Origin of the sequence: Streptomyces sp. NPDC048473 (assembly GCF_043200155.1) — a bacterium.
Lineage (GTDB): Bacteria > Actinomycetota > Actinomycetes > Streptomycetales > Streptomycetaceae > Streptomyces.
The window spans coordinates 491,642-514,837 of the sequence record NZ_JBICXE010000002.1 but is presented as its reverse complement, the minus strand read 5'-3'; the positions used below and the strand labels follow the sequence as shown (position 1 = coordinate 514,837).

Sequence of the window (23,196 nt, the reverse complement as noted above, 5' to 3'; positions counted from 1 at the left end):
TGTCAGGTTACTGAACTGACGGCCCGTCAGGAATGGGTGTGCAGGCAAAGGCTGACCGACGCGCTGCCGCTCTACGCCTGATGCCCGCGCGGAGGCCCCGCCCCGCGCAGTCTCAGCCGGTGCGCGCCAGCCTCTTCGCTATCTTCCGTGCGTCCAGGGCCATTTCGCGGAACATGCCACTGATCGGGTTGGTGAACCCGGTGAAGTACAGGCCGGGGGCCTGCTTGGGCGTGCGGCCGCCGTGCGCCACCGGGCGGCCCCGTGCGTCCAGTACGCCGAGGTGGCCGACCAGTCCCTCCAGGACCCGTCGGTATCCGGTCGCCGCGATCACGGCGTCCGGGGTGATCCGGTCGCCGTCGGCCAGCACGACCGCGTCCTTGTCGAATGATTCGACGGCCGCCACCGGCACCACCCGGCCGCTCTTCACCGCGTCGATCAGCCCCACGTCCTGCACCGGAATGGCGCCGTCCTTCACCCGTGAGTACAGGCCGGTGTCCGGGCGCGGGAGCCCCTGCGCGGTGAGGTCGGGCACGGCAATCCTGGCCATCAGGCGCCCGGCCCGGTCGACCAGCCGGACCGGCAGCCTGCGTACCAGGATGCCGGTCGCCTGCGCGGGCCAGCCCGCCGTCGAGCGGCGCACGATATGGGGCGCGGTGCGCACGGCGATCCGTACCCGGGACGCCCCGCCCTCCACCAGGTCGGCGGCGATCTCCGCGCCCGTGTTGCCGATGCCGACGACGAGGACGTCCCGGCCCGCGTACGGGGCCGGATTGCGGTAGTCGGAGGCGTGCACCAGATCGCCGGTGAAGGTGTCGCGGCCGGACCAGTCGGGGATGCGAGGGGTGTGGTTGTGGCCGGTGGCGACGACGACGGCCCGGCCGGTCAGCACCCGGCCGCCGGTCGCGGTCAGCTGCCAGCTCGTTCCGTCAGAGGCGCGGTCGACCCGGGACACCTCGACGCCCGTCACCACTTCCAGTTCGTGGTGCCCGGCGTACTTCTCCAGATAGCGCACCACATCGTCCCTGGACACCCAGCGTCCGAACCGGCGCGGCATCGCGAGCCCCGGCAGCGCGGACCAGCGCCGGGTCGTGTGGAGGTGCAGCCGGTCGTAGTGGCGGCGCCAGGATGCCCCCACGCTCTCGGACTTCTCCAGCACGACCGCCCGTACCCCCTGCTCGCGCAGGGCCGCCGCGGCGGCGAGACCGCCTGGACCGCCGCCGATGACGTATACGGGCCGGTCCTCGGTGAGGTCGGTGGGGGCCGGTATGGGACCACCGGCGGCAAGTGCACTGTCTGGCATGGTTCGGAGCGTAATCGCGCACCCGGTTGATGGGTCTCGGTCAAGACCGGAATCGATTGCGAATTGATCACGCCTCCCGTCCGCCTCCGTCCGGCCTCGGGGAACATCGGTCCAACCGTTGGCGCCGAGATTGCATCGAGCAGATGGTGGTGCCGGGCGCCCCGCGCGAGGGGACCTGCCCTGCGCCAACGGCAGAAGCTCTCGTCGGCTCTTCCCCGGCCGCCGGCCGGGAAACGCCGCCGCGAACTCACTTGCCCGCCTCACCCGTTGAGGAACTCCGCACACCGGTAGGGGCCCAGCGCGGCGCTTCCGGACGGCCGCAGGGTGACCTCGACGTCGTCGGTCCTGACCTTCGGGTCGAGTACGGACTGGGCGCGCGCCAGGGTGCACACCAGCTGGCCCGTGCCCTGGTCGCGTCCCGACTCCGCATAGGGGCCGTCGAGGCGCACCGTGACGCGGGTGCCCGTTCCGGTCACCGAGTAGCCGCCGAGCTGGACGAGAGAGGTGAGCCCGTCGCGCTGCTCGGCGGGGGGCGGCCCCGCGGCGAGCAGCTTCACCACCGCGTTGAGATCCTTGACCTCCCTGTCGAGCAGGGGCACCCCGCGCAGTCCGCTGTCGGACGCGAAGTACAGCCGCATCCCGCGCGTCGGCCCGGACGCGGGCTCGCCCGCACCTATCACTCCGGTCGGCTGGACGCCGCAGCCCATGAGGGCGATCCCCAGCGCGGCGACCACGACCCCCTGTCGGACCTTCACTCCTTGTCCTCCCCTGTACGTCGCAGGGGCAGCCGCAGTGTGAACACCGCGCCGCGCCGCGGTCCATCGGCCACGTTCGCCACGTCGATCGTGCCGCCGTGCAGCCGTGCGTTCTCCAGTGCGATCGCCATGCCGAGGCCGCTGCCCTGTCCGCTGTCGTCGGCCGCGCCACGCGTGCGGGCCGCGTCCGCCTTGTAGAAGCGGTCGAAGACCCGCTCCCGAGCCCCCGGTGGCAGCCCGGGACCGTGGTCGGCGACCTCCAGCGTCACCCACTCCCCGTCCGCCGCGAGGGCCGTCCCGAGGGTCACGGTGACCGGCGGGGCTCCGTGCCGCAGCGCGTTGCCCACCAGGTTCGCGACGATCACGTCGATGCGGCGCCGGTCGACCACCGCCCGTACACCCTCATCGAGGTGCGTCTGCACCCGGTCCGTCCAGCCGCGCAGCGCCAGCGACGCCCGTACGGTGTCGGCGAGGTCCGTCTCGGCTGCGTTCAGCCGTACCGCCTTGGCGTCGAAGCGGGAGATCTCCATCAGGTCCTCGACCAGCCGGGACAGCCGTGCCGTCTCCGCGCCGACGGTACGGGCCGCCCGCGCCGCGTCCGGCGGCAGCTGGTCGGCGTCCTCCTCCAGGACGGTCGCCACCATCGTCATCGCCGCGAGGGGCGTGCGCAGCTCGTGCGACACGTCCGCCACGAAGCGGCGTGCCTTCGCCTCCTGCTCGCGCAGTTCCGCGTCGGAAGCCTGGAGCGCGTCGGCGGTCTCGTTGAACGTCGTCGCCAGGTCGGCGAGTTCGTCGTGCCCGGTGACGGCGACCCGGCTGCCGAGGTCTCCGGCCGCGAGCTCACGGGTGGCCCGGCCCAGCTTCCGTACCGGACGAAGGACCGTCCCCGCGGCCAGCAGCGCCAGGACGGCGGCCAGCACCACCACCGGCACGATGCCCGCCCGTACGGAGTCCAGCAGGGCGGCGGTGTCGTCGCGCTCGGCCCGCAGATCGGCGATCGCGTAGACCTCCAGGTCGGAGGTGCGGCGGTCCCCGTCGGCGTACGTGACAGGCGTGCCGACGACCAGATAGGGCTCGCCTCGCCACTGCACGCGCTGGAACACGGCGTCGTCGCCGGTCATGACGGCGGTGCGCAGCTCGACGGTGATCCGGCCCTCCGTCTCGGCGAGCGAGTCGGAGACCGCGGTGAGGTCCTGGTAGCGGGCGACCACGATCTTCCCGCCGATGCCGTCCGAGACCTTCGCCGCGAACCGGGACAGCGACTGCTGGTCGGGCGGTACGTCGAAGTCGGCGGCGACCACGCCGACCTGCTCCCGGAGGTCGTTCACGGCGGCGTTCTGGGTGCGCTGGAGGACGGCGGTGCGGGCGTCCCGGTAGGCGAGGGCGGTGGCGGTCACCGCGCTGATGAGGGCTACGACGACGAAGGTGACGACGAGCCGGGTGCGCAGCCCGCCGACGAGCCGTCGGGAGCGCCTCTTCGGGGCGGCGCCGCGCCTGCCTCTGTCCGTACGGTTCACAGCGGCCCGAAGCGGTAGCCGAAGCCCCGCACCGTCTGTACGTACCGCGGCTTCGCCGGTACGTCCTCAAGCTTGGCCCGCAACCGTCCGACCGCCGCGTCCACCAGCCGGGAGTCGCCCAGAAAGGTGTGGTCCCAGATGGATTCGAGGAGCTGCTCACGGCTGAAGACGCGGCCGGGGGAGGCCGACAGCTCCAGCAGCAGCCGCAGTTCGGTGGGCGGCAGCGGGACCGGTGTGCCGTTCTTGGTGACGGTCAGGCCGGCGCGGTCGATCACCAGCCCGGCGAGGTCGGCGTCCGTCCCCTGCGCCTGCCCGGACGGTTCCGCGCGCCGCAGCGCGGCCCGGATACGGGCCTCCAGCACGGGTGCGGTGACCGGCTTGACCACGTAGTCGTCGGCGCCCGCCTCCAGGCCCGTCACGATGTCCTGGTCGTCGCCGCGCGCGGTCAGCATGATGACCGGCAGGGCGGTGGTCCTGGCGCGGATGCGGCGGCACACCTCGAAGCCGTCCATGCCGGGCAGCATCAGGTCCAGCACGGCCAGCTCGACCTTCCCGCCGCCCGGGCCGTCCAGCAGGGCGAGGGCCTCCTCGCCGGTGGCCGCCGTGTCGACGTCGTACCCGTGCCGGCGCAGCACGAGCTCCATTCCGTCCCGTACGGACGCGTCGTCCTCGATGAGCAGTACATGCGGCATGGGGCCGATTATGAGCACGCCGGGACCGCTTCCGCCTACTCCGCACGGGGTGGACGCGCAGGTCGGGGGCATTGTTACGTTCTCATCATGTGGCCATGGAGGGGCCATCATCTGCGGCGGCGAACGTGAAGCGCATGAGCTTCCTCAGGACGAACCCCCGCGCCACCGCCCGGCTGCGCATGGCCGGCCTCGTGGCCCTGCCCGTACTCGCCTTCTCCGTCGCCTGCGGCGGCGGTGACGACAGCGCCGGCGGAGCGAAGAAGGACGACGCGATCGCCGACGTACCGGACGCGCCGACCGCGAGCGCCGCGAAGGGCGAGAACAAGCCGAGCACGCAGCCCGCGGGCAAGAGCGCCTTCTACGACGCACAGATGAAGTACGTCCAGTGCATGCGCGCCAAGGGCGGCTACAAGGACTTCCCCGACCCCAAGCTCAGTGGGCACCTCGACTGGGCGAAGGTCGACGAGATCGGCGCCCAGCCCGGCCGCAACGAAGGCATCAAGGGCGGCAAGAACGGTGTCTGCGTCACCGAGTTGCAGGCCGCCATGACGGCCGAGCCCAAGCGCGACCAGCAGAAGGACTACGAGTCGATGCTCGCGCACGCCAAGTGCATGCGGGACAACGGCGTCTCCAAGTTCACCAACCCGACCATGAGTGGCGGCAACGCCCAGCCGGGCGGCGACCCGAACCCGGCGTCCCCGTCCATCGACTCGAAGTCGCCGGCGTACAAGCAGGCCCGCGAGGCGTGCAAGTCGAAGCTGCTCGATGGTCTGGACGGCATGCAGTGAAGCGCCGCACCACCTTCCTCACGATCGGCGCGGTGACCGCCGCCGCCGTCACCGGGGGAGTCCTGTTCCTCGGCGACGGCGGCGACGCGGGCACCTCCGGGAGGGTCGGCGGCCTGCCGCCCGCCACCGCGACCGTCGTACGCACCGACCTCGTGCAGTCCAAGACGGTCGACGGCAAGCTCGACTTTGCGCAGCGCCGCGCCGTCAAGTCCGCCGTCGAGGGCACCGTCACGGTGGCCGCTTCCGAAGGGAGGACGCTGACCATGGGACAGGCGCTGTACGAGCTGAACGACAAGCCCGTCACCCTCCTCTACGGGCCGGTCCCGATGTTCCGCGAGATGAAGGCGGGCGACCGGGGCAGTGACGTACTCCAACTGGAGCGCAATCTGCGCGACTTGGGGTACGGGTCGAATCTGTACGTCGACACGCGGTACGACAAGGACACCGAGGCCGCCGTCAAGCAGTGGCAGAAGTCCCTGAACCGCGACAGCACCGGCAGGGTCGGCAGGGGCGACGTCGTCTTCCAGCCCGGCCAGGTCAAGGTGGTCTCCGCCGACGCGGCGCTCGCCGACCAGGTCGGCCCGGACGAGCCGGTCCTGACGATCGCCTCCACCAAGCCCGTCGTACGGGCGCAACTGGAGCAGGCCGACGGCGCGCTCACATCGAGAGGCACCAAGGTCGAGGTCACCCTGCCGAGCGGGAAGACCGCGGCCGGCAAGGTCGCCGGGACGGTGCGCCCCGAGGAGCCCGACTCCGGGGGTGGTGCGGGCGCCCAGGAGGGCATCACCGTCGAAGTCGTCCTGGACGGCGGGGCGAGCGCCGCGTCCGGTGAGGACACCAAGGCGTCGGCGAGCGTGAAGTTCGTCAGCGAGGCGCACAAGGGAGTCCTCGCGGTCCCCGTCGAGGCGGTCGTCGCCCTGCGCGGCGAGAACGGCGGCTACGGCCTCCAAGTAGTCCAGGGCGCCACCTCGAAGATGGTGCGGGTGGAGACGGGCATGACCACAGACGGGCAGATCGAGGTCAGCGGCCCGGACGTGCGCGAGGGCATGAAGGTAGGTGTGGCGAAGTCATGACGTCGGTGCCGGTGATCGAACTGCGGGACGCCACCAAGTCCTACCCCGGCGGCGTCCACGCCCTGCGCGGAGTGAACCTCACCGTCGAAGAGGGCGAACTGGTCGCCGTCGTCGGCCCGTCCGGCTCCGGCAAGTCCACGATGCTCAACGTCATGGGCACCCTCGACAAGCCCACCACGGGCACCGTCCGGGTCGCCGGATACGACGTGTCCGAGCTCTCCGACTCCCGGCTCTCCGCACTGCGCGCCCGCCACATCGGCTTCGTGTTCCAGCACTTCCACCTGGCGGCGGGGCGCGACGCGGTGGACAACGTCGCCGACGGACTGCTGTACGCGGGCGTACCGCTGAAGGAACGGCGCACACGTGCGCGGGAAGCGCTCGCCAAGGTGCGACTGGACCACCGCTACTCGCACACGCCGAACGAGCTGTCCGGCGGCGAGAAGCAGCGCGTGGCCATCGCCCGCGCCCTGGTGGGAGACCCCCGGCTGCTGCTGGCGGACGAACCGACCGGGGCGCTGGACACCGCGTCCGGCGAGATCGTCATGGAGCTGCTGCACGAGCTGAACGCGTCCGGCACCACCATCTGCGTGATCACCCACGACAACGAGATCGCGGACTCGCTGCCGCGCCGGGTCCGCTTCAAGGACGGCGAGATCGTCTCGGACTCGCGTTCCGGCGCGCACTCCGCCTCCCGTACGGAAGAGGCCGGTTCATGAAGAACGACCTCAAGCCCTCCCGCCTCTCCCCCCGCGACATCCTCCGCGTCGGTGCGGTCGGCCTTCGCGCGCGTCGCGCCCGCGTGGTGCTCTCGGCGCTCGGCATCGCCATCGGTATCGCGACCATGGTCGCGGTCGTCGGCCTGTCCGAGTCGAGCCGCTCGGACCTGATGGCCCGGCTCGACCGCCTGGGCACCAACCTCCTCACCGCCGAGGCGGGCGAGGACGCCATGGGGCAGGAGGTCAAGCTCCCCAAGAACGCGGTCGCGATGGTCGAGCGCGTCGGCCCCGTGCAGCACGCCACGGCCACCGCCGATGTCGACGCCCGCATCCGCCGCACCGACGTGGTCCCCGAGGAGCGCAGCGCCGGCGTCACCACCCAGGCGGCCCGCATCGACCTGCTGTCCGCGCTCGGCGGCGAGGTCGACAAGGGCGCCTGGCTGAATCCGGCCGGCGAACGCCTCCCGGTGACCGTCCTCGGCGCGGTGGCGGCGGACCGCCTCGGCATCACCCGCACCGGCGAGACCATCATGATGAACGACACGCGCGTGGTCGTCGTCGGCATCCTCAAACCGCTCGAACTGGTCCCCAACCTGGACCGGGTGGCCATGGTCGGATTCCCCGCCGCCGAGCGCTACTTCGGCTTCGACGGCCACCCCACCACCATCTTCGAGCGCTCCACGGACGCCTCGGTGGAGGACGTACGGGCGGTCCTGGCCCGCACCATCAGCCCCGGCAACGAGGCGGCCGTCAAGGTCTCCCGCCCCTCGGACGCGCTGGCCGCCAAGGCCGCCACCGACGAGGGCCTGACGACCCTGATGCTCGGCCTGGGCGCGGTGGCCCTCCTGGTCGGCGGTGTGGGCGTTGCCAACACCATGGTCATCTCCGTCCTGGAGCGCCGCCAGGAGATCGGCCTGCGCCGCTCGCTGGGCGCGACCCGCAACGCGATCCGGCTCCAGTTCCTGACCGAGTCGCTGCTGCTGTCGGCGCTGGGCGGGGCGACGGGCGCGCTGCTGGGCGCGGCGGCGACGTACGGCTTCGCGCGGGTCCAGGGGTGGACGGCGGTGGTCCCGCCCTGGTCCCTGGCCGGCGGCCTGGCCGCCACCCTCCTGATCGGCGTGGTCGCGGGCCTCTATCCGGCGATCCGCGCCTCCCGTCTCCACCCGACGGTGGCTCTGAACGCGACGTGAGGCGGCGGCGTACGGGGCGCCCTCTTGAGGCGGCGCCCCGTACGCCCCACGCCGCCCTGCACTTCTTCGGCCCCGCCGTCGCCGCCGGCTCCGCCTCCCGTCTGCCTCTCGCACGCCTCTTGCGCGAGCCGCCCGCCATCAGGTGAACTGACGTACCGTCAGATTCATTGAGCGGGAGGCCCCATGCAGACGATCTGGCTCGGCGGAGCCGAGTGGCTCGCCGTTCTCCGGATAGGCCTCGGCCTGTGGTGGCTGGAGAGCTGGCGGCACAAGGACAAGAAGGGCTGGTTCGAGCGCGGTACGGGCATCGCCTGGGCCGCGGATGTCGCGGGCAAGCACAGATGGCCGGTGGTGAAGAGCGGCTTCGAGAAGATCGTCGCGCCGCGCCCCCGGCTCATGGCCCATGTCGTCGTCTACGCGGAACTCGCCCTCGGGCTCGGCCTGGTGCTGGGATTCCTGACCCCCGTCGCACTCGTCGCCGGGCTCCTGCTCAACCTTCTCTACCTGGTCCTGATGATCCACGACTGGGCCGAGCAGGGGCAGAACGCGATGATGGGGCTCATCTCGCTCGTGACACTGTTCGCGATGTCCTGGCAGACCTGGTCCCTCGACGACGCGATCGGACTCTTCCTGTGACCACGGCAGCAGTACGTTTCGACCTCCCCGAACCCGACGCCTTCACCCGCCCCTACTGGGACGCCGCCGCCCGGGGGGAGTTGCTGCTCCGCCGCTGCCGCACCTGCGGGCGCGCCCACCACTACCCCCGCGAGTTCTGCCCGCACTGCTGGAGCGAGGACGTGGCCTGGGAGCGGGCGAGCGGACGGGCCACGCTCTACACATGGTCCGTCGTCCACCGCAACGACCTGCCGCCGTTCGGTGCCCGTGTGCCGTACGTCGCCGGCGTCGTCGATCTGGCCGAGGGGCCGCGGATGATGACGCAGATCGTGGAGTGCGCGGAGTCGGGCCTGGCGATCGGTATGGCGCTGCGGGTGGCATTCCGGCGGGAGGAGGATCAGGAGGCTGTCCCGGTCTTCCGGCCGCGGTCCTCCGGCACCGGCTGACCCTGCCCGTTACAGCCCCGGCGCCCCCCACACCGGGAACCACCGGGCCAGATCCTTCTCCATCCGGAGGTCGTCCCCGAGTACCGCCCGGACCTGCAGCTCCAGCTGATTGTCACGCTTCTCGGCGCCGCCCGGCACCGGAGCGAACGGATAGAACGTGCCGCGCTTGTAGAGGTAGACCAGGGCCAGCGGACGGTCCCGCGCGTCCCGGAAGCCGATCAGGGAGCAGAGCAGCTGCGGCCCGAAGCCGCCGTCCTGGAGCAGGGTGTTGACCGCGTGCAGGTCGTTGACCAGGGCGGGGGTGTCCTCGGCCGGCCGGCGGGCGAGCAGCCAGGTGTAGCCGTAGCTGTCCTGGCTGAACTCCACCGGGATGCCGCCCCGGCCGGTGTCGGCGTCGAGCAGTTCGCGTACGTCCTGTTGGATGCGGGCGAAGGTGCCGCCCTCGACGCCCGCGAAGCACACCGAGCCGAGGCCGGTGGGGGCGAACCCGGCGCCCGCCTGGAGGGTGAGGGCGGCGGAGGGCACGGCGAAGAGCTGGTCGAGGTCGGGGCGGACCGGTTTGCTGCGGCCCAGGATGGTGTCGAGGAGACCCATGAACATTCCTTACGGGCGGGCGAGGTCGGCGGAGATACGGGCCAGCTGGTCCAGGCGCTGTTCGAGGGTCGGGTGGGAGGAGAGCAGCCGGCTCAGGCTCTCCTTGGAGGAGAACGCGGGAACGAAGTAGAAGGCGTTGTACGGCTCCGCCTTCCGCAGGTCCTCGGTCGGGATGCGGGCCATCTGGCCGCTCACCTTCGTGAGGGCGGAGGCGAGCGCCGAGGGGCGGCCGGTGAGCAGGGCGGCGGTGCGGTCGGCGGAGAGCTCGCGGTAGCGCGAGAGCAGCCGGGTGAGCAGGAAGCTCAGGGCGTACACGACGGCGCTGACCAGCGGGATCAGCATGATCGCGATGCCGACGGGGTCATTGCTCCGGCTGTTGCGGGAGAGGCCGCCCCACAGGGCGACGCGGGTGATGATGCCGGCGAGCACACCGAGGAACGAGGCGATCGTCATGACGGCGACATCGCGGTGCGCGACATGCGACATCTCGTGCGCGAGTACGCCCTCCAGCTCCTCCGGTTCCAGTCTGCGGAGCAGTCCGGTGGTGGCGCAGACGAGGGCGGTCTTCTCGCTCCGGCCGGTGGCGAAGGCGTTCGGCACATCGCTCTGGGCGATGGCCACCCGTGGCTTGGGCATGTCGGCCAGGGCGCAGATCCGGTCGACCGTGCCGTGCAGTTCGGGCGCCTGCTCGGGGGTGACCTCCCGGGCGCCCATGCTGAATGCGGCGATGCGGTCGCTGAACCAGAACTGGGCGATGAAGAGTCCGCCGGTGAAGATCAGAATGATCGGCCAGGCGCCGCGCAGCACCGCGAGCAGCACGCCGACCAGCACCACGTACAGCAGACCGATCAGGAACATGGTGGTCACCATGCGCGTGGTCAGCCCGCGGTCGGGGGCGTAACGGGAACGGGTTCGGCTCATCGGTGCCTCCAGTCCTCACCTGTCTCCCATAGTGCTCCTTCACGGTTGAATCCGAATAAAACGGCGACCTGCGGGCGCGGTTCCTGCGGCTCTCACGGCCAGAGCAGTTCCCGCGTCCAGTCCGCACCGTCCCGGCGGTAGCGCAGTCGTACGTGCCGGCGCCTCGCGTCGCCCTGGAAGAACTCGACCTCCCGCGGCTCGACCACGTACCGCGTCCAGCTCGCGACCTCCGCGTCCGGCTCGGCCGAGGCCCGTTCCCAGGCGGCGTCGGCGGTCCGGGCCAGTTCCCCCGGCGAGGCCAGCACCTCGCTCTGCGACCCGGTCAGCGCCGATGCGAGTGCCCCGGTCGAGCGGGCGTGCAGATCGGCCAGGCTCTCGGCAGGTGCGCAAGCGGTGACCGGCCCCCGCACTCGTACCTGCCGCCCCTGCACCGGCCAGTAGAAGCCGAGCGCCGCGTACGGGTGGGTGGCGAGCTGGCGGCCCTTCGCGCTGGTGCGGTGCGTGGCGAAGTGCCAGCCGCGCTCGTCCGCGTCGTGCAGCATCAGCGTCCGTACGTCAGGGTGTCCCTCGGCGTCGACGGTGGCCAGCGACATCGTGTGCGGCTCGGCCTGCCCGGCGGCCACGGCCTCGGCGAACCAGGTGTGGAAGAGGGGGAGCGGGGCGGAGGGTGCGGTGTCCGGGGCGAAGGCGGGAAGCTCCACGTCCCAGACCCGCTGGGCGTGGAGCAGGTCCAGGAAGCTCTGCTGTGCGTCGGTCTTCTGTGCGTCGCTCATGGCCCCATTGCAGCGCATGGCGCCATCGCGCGGGGCGTCGGGAATATCGCGTAGCGCATGGCCCGGCGTCATCCCGGGCCCCGGCGCATGGCCCTGCTGATCGCGTCCATCGCCTCGGTCGGGGGACTGCCGCGCTTCACCCGCGACGCGGAAGACCTCAAGGGTCTGGAGGGGCGCTCACGGGCGTCGCAGTGTGACCGGCCGCCCCCGCCGGAACCCTCACCCCCGCCCCAGCACCACCGTCCCCGACGAGCAGAACCAGCCGCCCGTCCCCGATGCCACCGCCAGCTCCGGGCGCCGCCCGCCCGCCCTGTGCACCTGGCGCTCGCCCGCCTCGCCGCGCAGCTGCCGTACCGCCTCCACCAGCAGGAACAGTCCGCGCATCCCGGGGTGGCAGGCGGACAGGCCACCGCCGTCGGTGTTGACCGGCAGCTCGCCCGTCAGGCCGGTCCGGCCCTTCTCCACGAACGCGCCGCCCTCCCCCTTCGCGCAGAAGCCCAGGTCCTCCAGCGTCACCAGCGTCATATAGGTGAACGCGTCGTAGATCTCGGCGAGATCGATGTCCGCCGGCCGCACCCCGGCCCGTTCGAACGCCAGGCGGCCCGAGACCGCCGCGGGGGAGACCGTGAAGTCGTCCCACTCGGACATGGCGGAGTGCGAGACGTGCTCACCCGTACCGAGGATCCACACCGGTTCCTTCGCCGTGTCCGGTACGTACTCCTCGGCGGCCAGCAGCACCGCGCAGCCGCCGTCGCTGCGGATGCAGCAGTGCAGCTTGGTGAACGGGTCCGAGATCATCGGCCCCGACAGCACGTCGTCCACGGTGATCGGGTCACGGAACATCGCGTCCGGGTTGGCCGCCGCGTTCGCCCGCGCCTGGACCGCCACCTCGGCGAGCTGCTCCAGGGTCGTCCCGTACTCGTGCATATGGCGGCGGGCGGCCATCGCGTACTTGGCGATCAGAGAGTGCCCGTACGGCACCTCGAACTGGAGCGGGCCGCGCGCCCCGAAGGAGAGGTTGGAGGTCCGACGGCCCGCCTTGATGTCCGCGCGGGCCGTCGACCCGTACACCAGCAGTACGGCATTGGCGTGACCCGCCGCGATGGCGTCCGCCGCATGGGCCGCCATCACCTCCCAGGTCGAGCCACCGACCGCGGTGGAGTCCACCCAGGTGGGCTTCAGCCCCAGATACTCGGCGACCTCGACCGGGGCGAGCGTGCCGAGCCCGGCGGAGGCGAAACCGTCGACGACGGACCGGTCCAGACCCGAATCGGCCAGTGCCCGGCGGGCCGCCTGGGCGTGCAGGGCGTACGGCGTGGCCTCGTCGACGCGCCCGCAGTCGGCGAGGGATATGCCGACGACAGCGACCTTGCGGTGGGAAGAAGGCATGAATCTGACGGTACATCAGATAGTGGGTGCGCGGACCGCTCGGTGGGACGGGATCTTCCCGGCCCCTCCCGGTGCGCGACTCTGTGCATCTGGTGGATTCACCCCTAGCATGACGGCCCGTCAGATCAGAGGTCCGAGGCCCCTGAGGGGAAGGAGCCCGACGATGGATGCCGCCTTCACCGCGGAACAGGACGAGATCCGCCGCACCCTGCGCGAACTGCTGGCCAAACGCAGCGGACCCGACGACGTCAGGAGTGCCGTACGGACCGCCGACGGGTACGACGAGCCCCTGTGGCGACAGCTCGCCCAGGACCTCGGGCTGCCCGGGCTCGCCCTGCCGGAAGAGTACGGAGGCGTCGGCTGCGGCCTCGCCGAGCTCGCCGTCGCCTGTGAGGAGACCGGCCGTGCCCTGCTGCCGTCGCCCCTGATCGCCACCTCCGCACTCGCCGCGCCCCTGATCGCCGCCCTCGGCACCGAGGCCCAGCGCACCGCCCTGCTGCCGCGCATCGCCGCCGGAGCCCTGACCGCGACCCTGGCCGTCCCCGGCGGCTCGCTCGCCACCGCACTCGGCCTCACCGGTGACCCCACCGGCGGCGCCTGGGCGGGTGGCGGCCGGGCGGGCGGCATACAGGCCAGGCCGGTCGGCGGTGCGGAGGGCTGGCGGCTGTACGGGGAGGCCGCGCAGGTCCTCGACGGGCACAGCGCGGGACTCCTCCTGGTCGCCGCCCACACCGGCGGCTTCCCGCGCAGCCGTACGCTCCTCTTCCTGGTCCGCCCGGACACGGCGGCCGGAATCGTCCGCACCCGCCGGACCTCGCTGGACGAGACCCGCCCGCTGGCCCGCATCGAACTCCGCGACACCGAGGCCGAACTGCTCGGCGCGGACGACACCGTGGACATCACCGACGCACTCGCCCCGGCCGGACGCGGGGTCGCCGCACTGCTCGCGGCGGAGGCGGTGGGGGCGGCGGCGAGCGCACTGGAGCGGACCGTCGAATACGTCAAGGCGCGCGAACAGTTCGGCCGGGCGATCGGCTCCTTCCAGGCCGTGAAACACCGCCTCGCGGACCTGTACGTACGGGTGCAGGCGGCCCGCTCCGCCGCGTACTACGCCGCCTGGGACCCGGCGGCCGGGGGTCTCGCCCTCGCCCAGGCCCTGGAGGCGCTGCGCATCACCACCGCCGAGGCCGTCCAGCTGCACGGCGGGATCGGCTTCACCTGGGAGCACGAGGCGCATCTGTACTTCAAGCGGGCCGCCGCCGACGAACTGCTCTTCGGCCCCGTGCACCGGCTCCGCGACCATGCGGCGCAGCGGGCGGGGCTGTTCACACCGTCGAACGGGCAGCCGTCCGCGTCCCCGGCCTTCGCCGCCCCGGGATCCGCAGCTCCGGGATCGGCCGCCCCGGGATCGGCCGGGCAGGTGGCGGTCTGATGGCGCCCGGCGTCCGGCTGGTCCAGAAAGTCTCCTCGACCCGCATGTTCGCGAGGATCGCCCCGCATGTCATCCCCGCCATGGACCGTACGGTGCACCGGCTCACGCGCGGCAAAGTGCTGCTCAGTGCCCGGATGCTGCCGGGGCTGATCCTGACGGTGCCGGGCGCGAGGAGCGGGCGGCTCAGGATCACTCCGCTGGCCTGCATGCCGGAGAACGGCATGGAGAACGGGACGGAACAGAGCTGGATCCTGGTCGGCAGCAACTTCGGCCGTACGGGGCACCCGGCCTGGACCGCGAATCTGCTGGCCGGTTCCGGCAAGGCCGTCGTCAACTGGAAGGGCCGGGACATCCCGGTGCGCGCCACACTGCTGAAGGGCGCGGAACGGGACGTGGTGTGGCAGACGGCGCTGAAGTTCTGGCCGCCCTATGCGGCGTACCAGGCGCGGGTGGAGCGGGAGATCCGGCTCTTCAGACTGGAACGGCGGGGTGACGCCGCTACCTGACGAGGATGCGCGAAAGCTTCGTGCGGGAACGGCCGTTGGAGCGATCCGTGGAACGGTCCGGGTGCATCGACGGCGGACCACATGCGTGGTCCGCCGTCGATGAGACAGGACCTGGGGCGCCCGGAATTGCCGCGCGGTGCCCAGTGGGGGGAAGTGGCCCGGCGCGGCGCTACTTGGTCGGCTTCTTGCCGGTGATGCCCAGATGTACCAACAGTGCGAGATTCGGCTTGAGTTCGGCCTGCTTCACACCCCAGGTCGTGAAGCCCTTCTGGTGCGAGGCGACCGCGGCCAGCATCGCGACGAGCGAGCCCGCCATCGCGGCGGCGCTGACGTCCTTGTCGACCTTGCCCTTGGCCTGGAGCTCCTTCACCGAATCCGTAAGGGAGTTGGTGACCGAGTTCAGGATCTTCATACGGATCTTGTAGAACCGCTTGTCGCCCTCGGCCGCTCCGAGGTCGACCACGCGCAGGATCGCGTCGTGATGTCGCCAGAAGTCGAGGAATCCCTCGACGAGTTCTTCGGCGGTCTGCCAGCCGGCCTTGCCGACCCAGGAGCGGCCTGCGACCAGTTCGGTCAACCCGGCACCCTCCTTTGCCATTTCTTCGGCGATTTCGAGGACGGCGCCCTCGACGTCGGGGAAGTATTGGTAGAAGGTCGCGGGTGAAGTCCCCGCCTTCCGGGCGACGTCGATGACTTTGACGTCCCGGTACGGCGAGGAACTGAGCATCTCGCTGAGGCAGTCGAGCAGCTTCTGCCGCGTCGCCTGTCCGCGTCGACCGGCCACGCGGCCGTCGACGGTGCGCACTTGTCCTGTCATGCCGTCAGCTTACCGAGGGGTGATCGGAGCGCGATTCGGCCGACTGCAAATGGGGAGCACCGCAGGCGGGGTGGGGGGAGTGGCCGGATATCGACGGATGCGCCCCACGGAGCGATAAGTCTTATCAACAGCCTGTGGATAACTTCCGTGGATAACTTTCCGTGACGCCGCGGGCAAGGAACTCCTCTATCGAATGTGAGTTCGATGTAGACGGGTCGGGGCGCGGTGTATGCCACCCGCGGTTACGTTTGCTGTGACGAGCGTCACTGTCACGAACTGTGAGCGACCGCGAGCGACCGCGGACAACTGGGAACAAACCGCGAACGACCGCGACGGAAGGACCCGGGCCCATGGCCGCATTCGCGCAATCCGCGCCGTGCTGGGTGGATGTGCAGCTTCCCGACCTCGAAGCGGGCAAGCGCTTCTACGGTGAGCTGTTCGGCTGGACCTTCCGGGCCGGCGACGGCCCGTACGCGGACGCCCTCAGCGACGGGAAGCTCGTCGCCGCACTCGCGGCCAAGCAGGACGGCCGGATGCCGACTGCCTGGGGCATCTACTTCGCCACCGACGACATCGCCGCGACCGTCGCCCGCATCAGGGAGGCGGGCGGTCAGGTGATCACCGACCCCGTGCGAGCCGGCCGGGCCGGAGTGCTCGCCCAGGCGGCCGACCCCGGCGGAGCGGTCTTCGGGCTCTGGCAGGCCGGTGACCGCGAAGGCTTCCAGAAGCAGAACGAACCCGGCTCCTTCTGCTGGACCGAGGTCTACACCCGGCAGAAGGGCCGTGTCGACGCCTTCTACGAGGAGGTCTTCGGCTTCCAGGGCACGGATCTCGACGGCACGGATCTCGACGGCACGGATCTCGACGCCTCCGAGGCAGGTGAATCCGACGCGGGTGAATCCGACGCGGGCGCCTCCGACGCGGGCGAACCCGGCCCGGCCGAGCCCGGCGTCGACTTCCGTATGTGGTCCCCGGCGGGCACGGAACCCGGACCGGACACCGCGGTCGGCGGCCGCAGCGTCATCACCGACGCCTTCCCGGCCGAGATGCCCAGCTACTTCCTCAGCTACTTCGCCGTCGAGGACTGCAATGCCACCGCCGGGCACGCCGTACGCCTCGGCGGCCGCATCTCCGCGCCGCCCTTCGACATCCCGTACGGGAGGATGGCGGTCCTCCAGGACGATCAGGGTGCCGTGTTCGCCGTACTTCAGCCCCCTGTGTCCGAGAAGAGGGCAGAGTGAGCTGTGACACCCCGGTCCGCCCCCGGGTTCGCAACCAGAGCGTCAGCCAGGAACAATCGGGGTGCGCACCGCCGGGTGGTGCCCAGTGGTGAGACGCCGTACAGGGCGGGTTTTCGCGGGCTTCTGTTCCTGAGGTCCGTACGGGGAGGTGGCAGGGCAAGTGGTGGAGCAGCTGACGCAGCACGACCCGAGGCGGATCGGCCCGTTCGAGGTGCTGGGACGGCTCGGGGCCGGCGGCATGGGGCTCGTCTATCTAGCCCGCTCGGCTTCGGGCCGGCGGGTAGCGATCAAGACGGTACGTACGGAGCTTGCCGAGGACCAGCTGTTCCGGGTCCGCTTCACGCGTGAGGTGGAGGCCGCCCGGGCCGTCAGCGGCTTCTACACGGCCGCGGTGGTGGACGCCGACCCGCGGGCCGCCGTGCCGTGGCTGGCCACCGCCTATGTGCCCGCCCCGTCGCTCGAAGAGATAGTGAATGAGTGCGGGCCCATGCCGGCCCAGGCGGTGCGCTGGCTGGCCGCCGGTATCGCCGAGGCGCTCCAGTCGATCCACGGTGCGGGGCTCGTCCACCGCGACATGAAGCCGTCGAACGTGCTCGTCGTCGAGGACGGCCCGCGGGTGATCGACTTCGGGATCGCGTCCGGTGTCTCCAACACCCGGCTGACCATGACGAATGTCGCCGTCGGCACGCCCGCGTACATGTCGCCCGAGCAGGCGCGGGACTCGCGCAGCGTCACGGGCGCCAGCGATGTCTTCTCGCTCGGCTCGACGCTGGTCTTCGCTGCCACCGGCCATGCGCCGTTCCACGGCGCCAACCCCGTCGAGACGGTCTTCATGCTGCTGCGCGAGGGACCCGACCTGGAGGGCCTGCCCGACGAACTGCGGCCGCTGATCGATTCCTGTATGGAGATGGACGCCGGGCTGCGGCCCACCCCCGCCGATCTGCAGGCCCAGCTCGCCCCGCACCTCTTCGCCTCCGGCAGCGACGACAGCGGTACGGCCTCGGCATGGCTGCCGGCCTCCGCCACCGCGATGATCGAGCAGCGCCGCGGCGGAGGCCGCAAGACCGCGGCTCCCGCACCCGCTCCGGCCCCCGTGCCGCCGCCGCCCCAGCAGCCGCCCGGCGCCGACCGGGACACCGCCTGGCGCAGCGGCGCCGACCTGCGCTCCCCGGCGGCCGCGTCCGCGCAGCTGCCCGACGGGGGCGGTCCGGTACGGCTGCCCGGTGCGAAGGTGCCGATCGGTCCCGGCCCGCGCGCCCAGGACGTACGGGCCACCGCCACGGCCACCGCGGACGCCGGCCCCGCAACCGGCTGGGTGCGCCCGCCCGCCGGGGTGAACGGCACGGCCCTCGCCGCCCCGCACGCCCCCCTGCCCGCGCCCGCGCCCGCGCACGCCCCTGAGACCCCGCCCGCGGGCCCGGACCGCTGGCGGCCCTGGCGGTTCCGGATGTCCAACGACGTCTGGGGGACGCCCGTCGTCGCCGGGGACCTCCTCTACGTCACGTCGTTCGAGGTGCACGCCCTGGATATCGGCAACGGGCGGCGCCAGTTCAAGACCCGGGACGTGGCCTGGGCGATGGCCGTCGAGGGCGGCCGTATCCACGCCTCCGACGGGCCGTCGCTGTACGCCCTGGACGCGGCGACCGGCACCGAGCGGTGGCGGCTGCAGACCGATGCCTGGGTGTACTCCCTCAAGGCCGACCGCGGCACCGTCGTCACCGGAACCCGGGGCGGCGGCGTGCAGGCGTGGGAGGCGTCCACCGGCGAGAAGCTGTGGGAGAGCAGCGGCGTACAGACCGACTTCGAGACGGCGGAGGCCGGGCCCGCGATCCACGACGGCACGGTCTACCTCTGGCAGGACGCCCGGCTGCGCGCCGTCGACGCCCGAACCGGCATCGAGCGCTGGTCGTACCCCATCGGCGACGCGGCCTCCTGCGGCGGCGTGCCGGTCCGGGTGACCGCGGCCCCGGACGGATTCGTGTACGTCAGCGCCGGGGCCCGGGTTCTGGCCGTCGACACCGTGTCCGGTCATGTCCGCTGGCACTTCGAGTCGCCCGCGGTCTTCCTCTCCCCGCCCGCGTTCGCGCCCGGACCCGCCGTCACCGGCGGTGGTGTGTACCTCGCCGACTACCTCGGCACGGTGTACGCGATCGACGCCTCGACCGGCAAGGACCGCTGGCGCATCGCCACGGAGGCCCGCCAGTCGATCGAGCCGGTCCTGGTCACGGCCGGGAACGTCCATGTCGGCAGCGGCAGCGCGCTGTACACGCTCGACGCGGTCACCGGCACCCCGAAGTGGCGGTTCGCGGCGGGCGGCGAGGTGGTGGGTGCCCCGGTCGTCGCCGATGGCCGGGTCCACTTCGGCTCCGCCGACCACGTCCTGTACACCCTGGACGCGGCGGGCGGCCAACTCCGCTGGAAGCTGGCGACGGGCGGCGAGATCACGGGTTCGCCGGTGGCGCAGGGCGGTGTCGTGTACGCGTGCAGCAAGGACCGCTGCGTGTACGCGCTGGACGCGCTGAAGGGTACGGGTACGGGCAGCCGGGCCCGGACGTAGAGCTTCGCCCACTTCAAGCCCGTCCGGCGAGTTGAGGACGGAACCCTCGGCGCGGGGGGCCTCAGGGGCGCGGGGGCCGGTCGGTGTCGGGGCCCTCGTCCGGTACGGAAGGGGGTGGCGCCGTGTCCTGGTCCTCCGGGGCCGGGCGGCGGGCCGCCGGAGAGGGCCCCGTGTACAGGTCCGGCTCGGGTTCCGGCAACGTACTCGTCTGCACGGACGGCCCCGGCTCCTGCGTCGGCGGCCACGTGTCCGGGTTCTCCGAGCCGGGCGCCGCATACGGCTGGTCATGGCCCCCGCGGGCAAACCGGCGCCCACCGCCGCGCCGCCCCGACATCACCGCCGCCCCCAACAGCAGCAGCACCCCGCCGCCCGCCGCGTACGCCACCCCCCACCGCACCCCGGAACCGTCGCCCGCGACCGTCGGACTGCCCACGGCCTCCCCCTGGCGCACCATCCACAGCACGGTGAACCCGAGCACCACCACACCCGCGGACGCCACCAGCAGCCGCGACCGCAGCACCACACCGACCACCGTCAGCAGGGCGGCGAAGAGGAAGGCCAGGAAGATCGAGCCCAGCAGTCCGGGTCGGCTGCCGGTGATACCGGTGAACAGCTCGTCGATCCGGTAATGACGCCCCGGACGGCCGTCGTACCAGTCACGGAAGGGGCTCAGCACGGCGGCCGCCGCTCCTGCGAGAGCGAGCACCGAGCCGAGGACGTTGCGGAGCATCATCGGCCTCCTGCGTGTACGCGGACCGGCGTCACAGATCAGCACCGCTCTCGGCCTCGACGCTACGCCCGGCCCTTGACCCCCGCACCTTGCGCTAGCGTGTCGCGCGGTCGTTCGACAGACAACAACACAAGGGGGGCTGCATCGATGATGCGGCAGCACATAAAGCTTTCCGCGGTACTGGTCGTGGTGGTCCTCGCACTCACCGGCTTCTCGACCTCCAGCCACGGCGGCCGCGGACACGGCAGCAAGAGCAAGGGATCGAGCAGCAGCGGCGGCGGCTGCTCCAACTCCAAGAAGAGCAACGGCAGCTACCACCACAACGACTACGACGACAACGACTACGACTCGTCGAGCAGCTCCTCCGGCAACACCGGCTACGAGACGCCGGCCCCGAGCGTGACGGCTTCGGACGCGCCCCGGGCGTACGTCTTCCGCTGCGCCCAGCCCCGCAAGGGCAAGCGCAAGGCCGTCACCTCCTCCACCGTCCGGCTCACGGCGAACGCCGTCGGCTCGCACACGTACGACGTCGATGTGACGTTCCTCGACGCAGTGGGCAACACCGTCGACACCGGTGAGGCGACCGTGGACGTCGAGGGCGGCGACACCAAGACCGTCTCCGTGCGGATGGACAGCCCGCGCAAGGTCTCCCGGGTGAAGAAGTGCCGGGTCGAGGCCGAGCTGAGCTACTGACCTCAACGCATCCGGAACTCGTTGCCGCCCCGCCCCTGGAACAACTCGGCCTGCCGCTCCGGCTCCAGGTTCCCGAGCGCGATCAGGTGCGGGGCATGGGCCATGGCCTGCGCCCTGGCCGCCTCCTTCGCGGACCACACCGCCCGTACCGTCCCCTGCACCGCCCGGGTCGGGTACGAGGCGATCACGCCCGCTGCCCGCAGCGCCGCCTCCACCGCGCCGCCGGGTGCCGTCACCTCACTGACCAGCCCGGTCTCGTACGCCCGGCGGGCCGTGACCCGTTCGGCCGTACCCATCAGGGACATCCGGGCCACCTCGCCGAACGGCATCCGCTGCGCCATGGAGATCGCCTCGTACGCGCTGACCATGCCGTACGTCGTGTGCGGGTCGAAGAACGTCGCCTCCTCGGACGCGATGACGAACTCCGCCTCGCCCAGCAGATAGAACGCCCCGCCGCAGGCCATCCCCTCAACGGCCGCGATCACCGGCTTCCACAGGTCGTTCGCCTTCGGCCCGATCGCGATCAGCGGATCGTCGATCGTGTACGGGGACGGGGGCTGCGGCACCTGCACGCCCCGGTCGATCCCCGTACAGAAGGCCCGGCCGCCCGCACCGGTGACGACAACGGCCCGTACCCCGTCGTCGAAGCGGAACGTCCGCCAGGCAGCGGTCAGTTCGGCGGCCGTCGCCAGGTCGATCGCATTGAGCTTCTCGGGCCGGTCGAGGGTGACGAGCGCGACCCCGGTCTCCTTGTCCGTCTCCGTCCGCAGCGCCATCGCCGATCACCTCTCCAGCAGCCAACGCACCAGGGTCGCCCCGGATCCGACCGGGCAGAACACCGCCCGCACCGGCGCACCGATCCGCAGCCGCCCCGGATCGACCGAGTCCAGCGGGGCGTCCGGACCGCTCACCACATTCCCGACCAGCCGGATGTCCGGGGCGTCGGCCAGCTCGACCACGACGGCGTTGTACGGGGCCTGCGCGGCGTACGCGGGCAGCAGCGGCGGATGCGGCAGCACGTACGACCAGATGCGGCCGCGTCCGCTCATCGGCCGCCACTCGCTCGCGAAGGACTGACAGTGCGGGCAGCACGGCCGGGGCGGGAAGCGGAGCCTTCCGCAGCCGGCGGCGGCGCATGCCTGGACGCGGAGTTCGCCGCGGGCCGCGTACTCCCAGAAGGGGGCGCCGTCCTCGTCCACGACGGGCAGCAGCAGAGCATCCATCCCGGTCAACTCCTCAACTCCTCAGCAGTACGGCAGATGTGGGCACGCCCTCCCCGGCGGTGACCAGGCACGTCCCGGCGTCCGGTACCTGGGCGGTGGAGATGCCGCGCAGCTGCTTCACGCCCTCGTTGATGAGGTTGAAGCCATGCACATACGCCTCACTGAGCCCGCCGCCCCCGGTGTTGAGGGGCAGCCGCCCGCCGCTCTCCAGCGCCCCGCCCTCGGTGAACGCCGCGCCCTCGCCGCGCCCGCAGAAGCCGTAGCCCTCCAGGGAGAGCGGAATGAGCGGGGTGAACGCGTCGTAGATCTGCGCGACATCCACATCGTCCGGGCCGAAGTCGGCCTGCTTCCACAGCTGCCGGGCGGCCGTCCAGGCGGGTCCGGTGAGCGGGTCGTCGTTCCAGTAATTGACCATGCCGTGGTGCTGGGCGGGCAGCCCCTGGGCGACGGAGTGGATGTAGACGGGTTTCTGCCGGCAGTCGCGGGCCCGCTCCGCCGAGACGATGACGCAGGCCAGCGCCCCGTCCGTCTCCAGACAATTGTCGAAGAGGCAGAGCGGCTCGCTGATCCAGCGCGAGGTCATATACATGTCGCGGGTCAGCGGCCGCTCGTACATCACCGCGTCCGGGTTCTGGTTGGCGCGGTTGCGGCAGGCGAGGGCGACATTGAAGAGATGGTCGCGGGTCGCCCCGTACTCGTGCATGTACCTCCGCGCCAGCATCCCGATCTCGTCGGCCGGCCGCAGCAGTCCGTAGGGCCGGGTCCACTGGGCGGGGGTGGGCAGTTGCACGGCGGTGTTCCTCCAGGGCCGGGGCCCCGACCCCCGCTTCCGTGACCGCCAGGCGACACCGACACTCGCCTGCCCGGTCGCCACGGCGGCGGCGAGATGCGCGATCGTCGCGCACGAGCCCCCGCCCCCGTACCCCACCTTGCTGAAGAAGGTGACATCGCCCGCCCCGATGGCCTTGGCGATCTCGACCTCGTCGGTCTCCTCCATCGTGTACGAGGCGAAGGCATCCACCTCCGAGGCGGCGATGCCCGCGTCGTCGAGCGCCGCGACGATGGCCCGGCAGGCCAATGTCTTCTCGGATTCGGGCAGTTGCTTCGCAAAGGCCGTCTGCCCTATGCCGGCTATCGCTGTCACGTCCTTGAGTGCCGCCACGCCACCGCCACCTCCGAGACCGTCATGACTGCTGACAGCGGCTGAGGCTACAGCTAATCTGACGGA

The 23,196-nt window shown here is 71.6% G+C and carries 24 protein-coding genes; 11 read left to right on the top strand and 13 right to left on the bottom strand.

What is annotated here, in order from left to right:
- Nucleotides 1-112 precede the first annotated feature (112 nt).
- The 4 genes from ACGFU7_RS05750 to ACGFU7_RS05735 all read right to left on the bottom strand — a co-directional run bounded on the left by ACGFU7_RS05750 (nucleotide 113) and on the right by ACGFU7_RS05735 (nucleotide 4,264).
- Nucleotides 113-1,300 carry a flavin-containing monooxygenase gene (locus ACGFU7_RS05750; RefSeq protein ID WP_393692613.1) on the bottom strand — a complete coding sequence of 396 codons (1,188 nt, stop codon included), beginning with the start codon at nucleotides 1,298-1,300 and terminating at the stop codon, nucleotides 113-115.
- Between the two features lie 260 nt (nucleotides 1,301-1,560).
- The gene (locus tag ACGFU7_RS05745; protein WP_393692611.1) at nucleotides 1,561-2,055 is read right to left on the bottom strand and encodes a hypothetical protein; all 495 of its coding nucleotides are present in this window, start codon (nucleotides 2,053-2,055) and stop codon (nucleotides 1,561-1,563) included.
- Nucleotides 2,052-3,572, bottom strand: a complete 1,521-nt coding sequence (locus ACGFU7_RS05740) for an ATP-binding protein (RefSeq protein ID WP_393692609.1) — start codon at nucleotides 3,570-3,572, stop codon at nucleotides 2,052-2,054. The genes ACGFU7_RS05745 and ACGFU7_RS05740 overlap by 4 nt, the downstream gene beginning before the upstream one ends.
- A complete protein-coding gene (locus tag ACGFU7_RS05735; protein ID WP_393692607.1) occupies nucleotides 3,569-4,264 on the bottom strand; it encodes a response regulator transcription factor in 696 nt (231 codons plus the stop codon). Before ACGFU7_RS05735 ends, ACGFU7_RS05740 begins: the two co-directional genes overlap by 4 nt.
- A gap of 134 nt (nucleotides 4,265-4,398) precedes the next feature.
- Here ACGFU7_RS05735 and ACGFU7_RS05730 point away from each other — a divergent pair, with 134 nt between their 5' ends.
- The 6 genes from ACGFU7_RS05730 to ACGFU7_RS05705 all read left to right on the top strand — a co-directional run bounded on the left by ACGFU7_RS05730 (nucleotide 4,399) and on the right by ACGFU7_RS05705 (nucleotide 9,092).
- The gene (locus tag ACGFU7_RS05730) at nucleotides 4,399-5,052 is read left to right on the top strand and encodes a hypothetical protein (protein WP_393692605.1); all 654 of its coding nucleotides are present in this window, start codon (nucleotides 4,399-4,401) and stop codon (nucleotides 5,050-5,052) included.
- Nucleotides 5,049-6,125: a peptidoglycan-binding protein gene (locus ACGFU7_RS05725; protein WP_393692603.1), complete on the top strand. Its 1,077-nt coding sequence runs from the start codon at nucleotides 5,049-5,051 to the stop codon at nucleotides 6,123-6,125. The genes ACGFU7_RS05730 and ACGFU7_RS05725 overlap by 4 nt, the downstream gene beginning before the upstream one ends.
- Nucleotides 6,122-6,841, top strand: coding sequence for an ABC transporter ATP-binding protein (locus ACGFU7_RS05720; RefSeq protein WP_393692601.1), 720 nt, complete (start codon nucleotides 6,122-6,124; stop codon nucleotides 6,839-6,841). The genes ACGFU7_RS05725 and ACGFU7_RS05720 overlap by 4 nt, the downstream gene beginning before the upstream one ends.
- Entirely contained in the window at nucleotides 6,838-8,031 is a 1,194-nt protein-coding gene (locus tag ACGFU7_RS05715) for an ABC transporter permease (RefSeq protein ID WP_393692599.1), read from the top strand. Before ACGFU7_RS05720 ends, ACGFU7_RS05715 begins: the two co-directional genes overlap by 4 nt.
- 183 nt (nucleotides 8,032-8,214) lie before the next feature.
- Nucleotides 8,215-8,667: a DoxX family membrane protein gene (locus tag ACGFU7_RS05710; protein WP_393692597.1), complete on the top strand. Its 453-nt coding sequence runs from the start codon at nucleotides 8,215-8,217 to the stop codon at nucleotides 8,665-8,667.
- The gene (locus ACGFU7_RS05705) at nucleotides 8,664-9,092 is read left to right on the top strand and encodes a Zn-ribbon domain-containing OB-fold protein (protein ID WP_393692595.1); all 429 of its coding nucleotides are present in this window, start codon (nucleotides 8,664-8,666) and stop codon (nucleotides 9,090-9,092) included. Before ACGFU7_RS05710 ends, ACGFU7_RS05705 begins: the two co-directional genes overlap by 4 nt.
- A 9-nt stretch (nucleotides 9,093-9,101) precedes the next feature.
- Here ACGFU7_RS05705 and ACGFU7_RS05700 read toward each other — a convergent pair whose 3' ends face one another.
- The 4 genes from ACGFU7_RS05700 to ACGFU7_RS05685 form a co-directional block, all read right to left on the bottom strand.
- A complete protein-coding gene (locus tag ACGFU7_RS05700) occupies nucleotides 9,102-9,686 on the bottom strand; it encodes a hypothetical protein (protein ID WP_393692593.1) in 585 nt (194 codons plus the stop codon).
- Between the two features lie 9 nt (nucleotides 9,687-9,695).
- Entirely contained in the window at nucleotides 9,696-10,607 is a 912-nt protein-coding gene (gene htpX, locus ACGFU7_RS05695; RefSeq protein WP_393692591.1) for a zinc metalloprotease HtpX, read from the bottom strand.
- A gap of 92 nt (nucleotides 10,608-10,699) precedes the next feature.
- Nucleotides 10,700-11,380 carry a pyridoxal 5'-phosphate synthase gene (locus ACGFU7_RS05690; RefSeq protein ID WP_393692589.1) on the bottom strand — a complete coding sequence of 227 codons (681 nt, stop codon included), beginning with the start codon at nucleotides 11,378-11,380 and terminating at the stop codon, nucleotides 10,700-10,702.
- A gap of 219 nt (nucleotides 11,381-11,599) precedes the next feature.
- On the bottom strand, nucleotides 11,600-12,769 hold the full coding sequence (locus ACGFU7_RS05685; RefSeq protein ID WP_393692587.1) for an acetyl-CoA acetyltransferase: 1,170 nt from the start codon (nucleotides 12,767-12,769) through the stop codon (nucleotides 11,600-11,602).
- 163 nt (nucleotides 12,770-12,932) lie between these two features.
- Here ACGFU7_RS05685 and ACGFU7_RS05680 point away from each other — a divergent pair, with 163 nt between their 5' ends.
- Nucleotides 12,933-14,201, top strand: coding sequence for an acyl-CoA dehydrogenase family protein (locus tag ACGFU7_RS05680; protein WP_393692585.1), 1,269 nt, complete (start codon nucleotides 12,933-12,935; stop codon nucleotides 14,199-14,201).
- Nucleotides 14,201-14,707 (top strand): nitroreductase family deazaflavin-dependent oxidoreductase, encoded by a 507-nt coding sequence (locus ACGFU7_RS05675; protein ID WP_393692583.1) that lies wholly within the window; start codon nucleotides 14,201-14,203, stop codon nucleotides 14,705-14,707. The genes ACGFU7_RS05680 and ACGFU7_RS05675 overlap by 1 nt, the downstream gene beginning before the upstream one ends.
- 169 nt (nucleotides 14,708-14,876) lie before the next feature.
- Here ACGFU7_RS05675 and ACGFU7_RS05670 read toward each other — a convergent pair whose 3' ends face one another.
- Complete coding sequence (locus ACGFU7_RS05670) at nucleotides 14,877-15,524, bottom strand: TetR family transcriptional regulator (RefSeq protein ID WP_093893325.1); 648 nt, start codon at nucleotides 15,522-15,524, stop codon at nucleotides 14,877-14,879.
- Between the two features lie 350 nt (nucleotides 15,525-15,874).
- On the opposite strand from ACGFU7_RS05670, the gene ACGFU7_RS05665 reads away from it, so the two are divergent.
- Together ACGFU7_RS05665 and ACGFU7_RS05660 are read left to right on the top strand one after the other, a co-directional pair.
- Nucleotides 15,875-16,765, top strand: a complete 891-nt coding sequence (locus ACGFU7_RS05665) for a VOC family protein (RefSeq protein WP_393692581.1) — start codon at nucleotides 15,875-15,877, stop codon at nucleotides 16,763-16,765.
- 160 nt (nucleotides 16,766-16,925) lie between these two features.
- On the top strand, nucleotides 16,926-19,322 hold the full coding sequence (locus ACGFU7_RS05660; RefSeq protein ID WP_393692579.1) for a PQQ-binding-like beta-propeller repeat protein: 2,397 nt from the start codon (nucleotides 16,926-16,928) through the stop codon (nucleotides 19,320-19,322).
- Nucleotides 19,323-19,383: 61 nt separating this feature from the next.
- Here the strand turns inward: ACGFU7_RS05660 and ACGFU7_RS05655 are convergent, their stop codons facing one another.
- Entirely contained in the window at nucleotides 19,384-20,052 is a 669-nt protein-coding gene (locus ACGFU7_RS05655) for a hypothetical protein (RefSeq protein WP_393692886.1), read from the bottom strand.
- Nucleotides 20,053-20,199: 147 nt separating this feature from the next.
- Between ACGFU7_RS05655 and ACGFU7_RS05650 the strand changes: the two genes are divergently transcribed.
- Nucleotides 20,200-20,745 (top strand): hypothetical protein, encoded by a 546-nt coding sequence (locus ACGFU7_RS05650; RefSeq protein WP_393692577.1) that lies wholly within the window; start codon nucleotides 20,200-20,202, stop codon nucleotides 20,743-20,745.
- Nucleotides 20,746-20,747: 2 nt separating this feature from the next.
- On the opposite strand, the gene ACGFU7_RS05645 is transcribed toward ACGFU7_RS05650, so the two are convergent.
- The 3 genes from ACGFU7_RS05645 to ACGFU7_RS05635 are packed head-to-tail and all read right to left on the bottom strand — an operon-like array spanning nucleotide 20,748 to nucleotide 23,130.
- A complete protein-coding gene (locus ACGFU7_RS05645; RefSeq protein ID WP_393692575.1) occupies nucleotides 20,748-21,521 on the bottom strand; it encodes an enoyl-CoA hydratase/isomerase family protein in 774 nt (257 codons plus the stop codon).
- A gap of 6 nt (nucleotides 21,522-21,527) precedes the next feature.
- Nucleotides 21,528-21,968: a Zn-ribbon domain-containing OB-fold protein gene (locus tag ACGFU7_RS05640; protein ID WP_393692573.1), complete on the bottom strand. Its 441-nt coding sequence runs from the start codon at nucleotides 21,966-21,968 to the stop codon at nucleotides 21,528-21,530.
- A gap of 13 nt (nucleotides 21,969-21,981) precedes the next feature.
- Nucleotides 21,982-23,130: a lipid-transfer protein gene (locus ACGFU7_RS05635; RefSeq protein WP_393692571.1), complete on the bottom strand. Its 1,149-nt coding sequence runs from the start codon at nucleotides 23,128-23,130 to the stop codon at nucleotides 21,982-21,984.
- Nucleotides 23,131-23,196 lie beyond the last annotated feature (66 nt).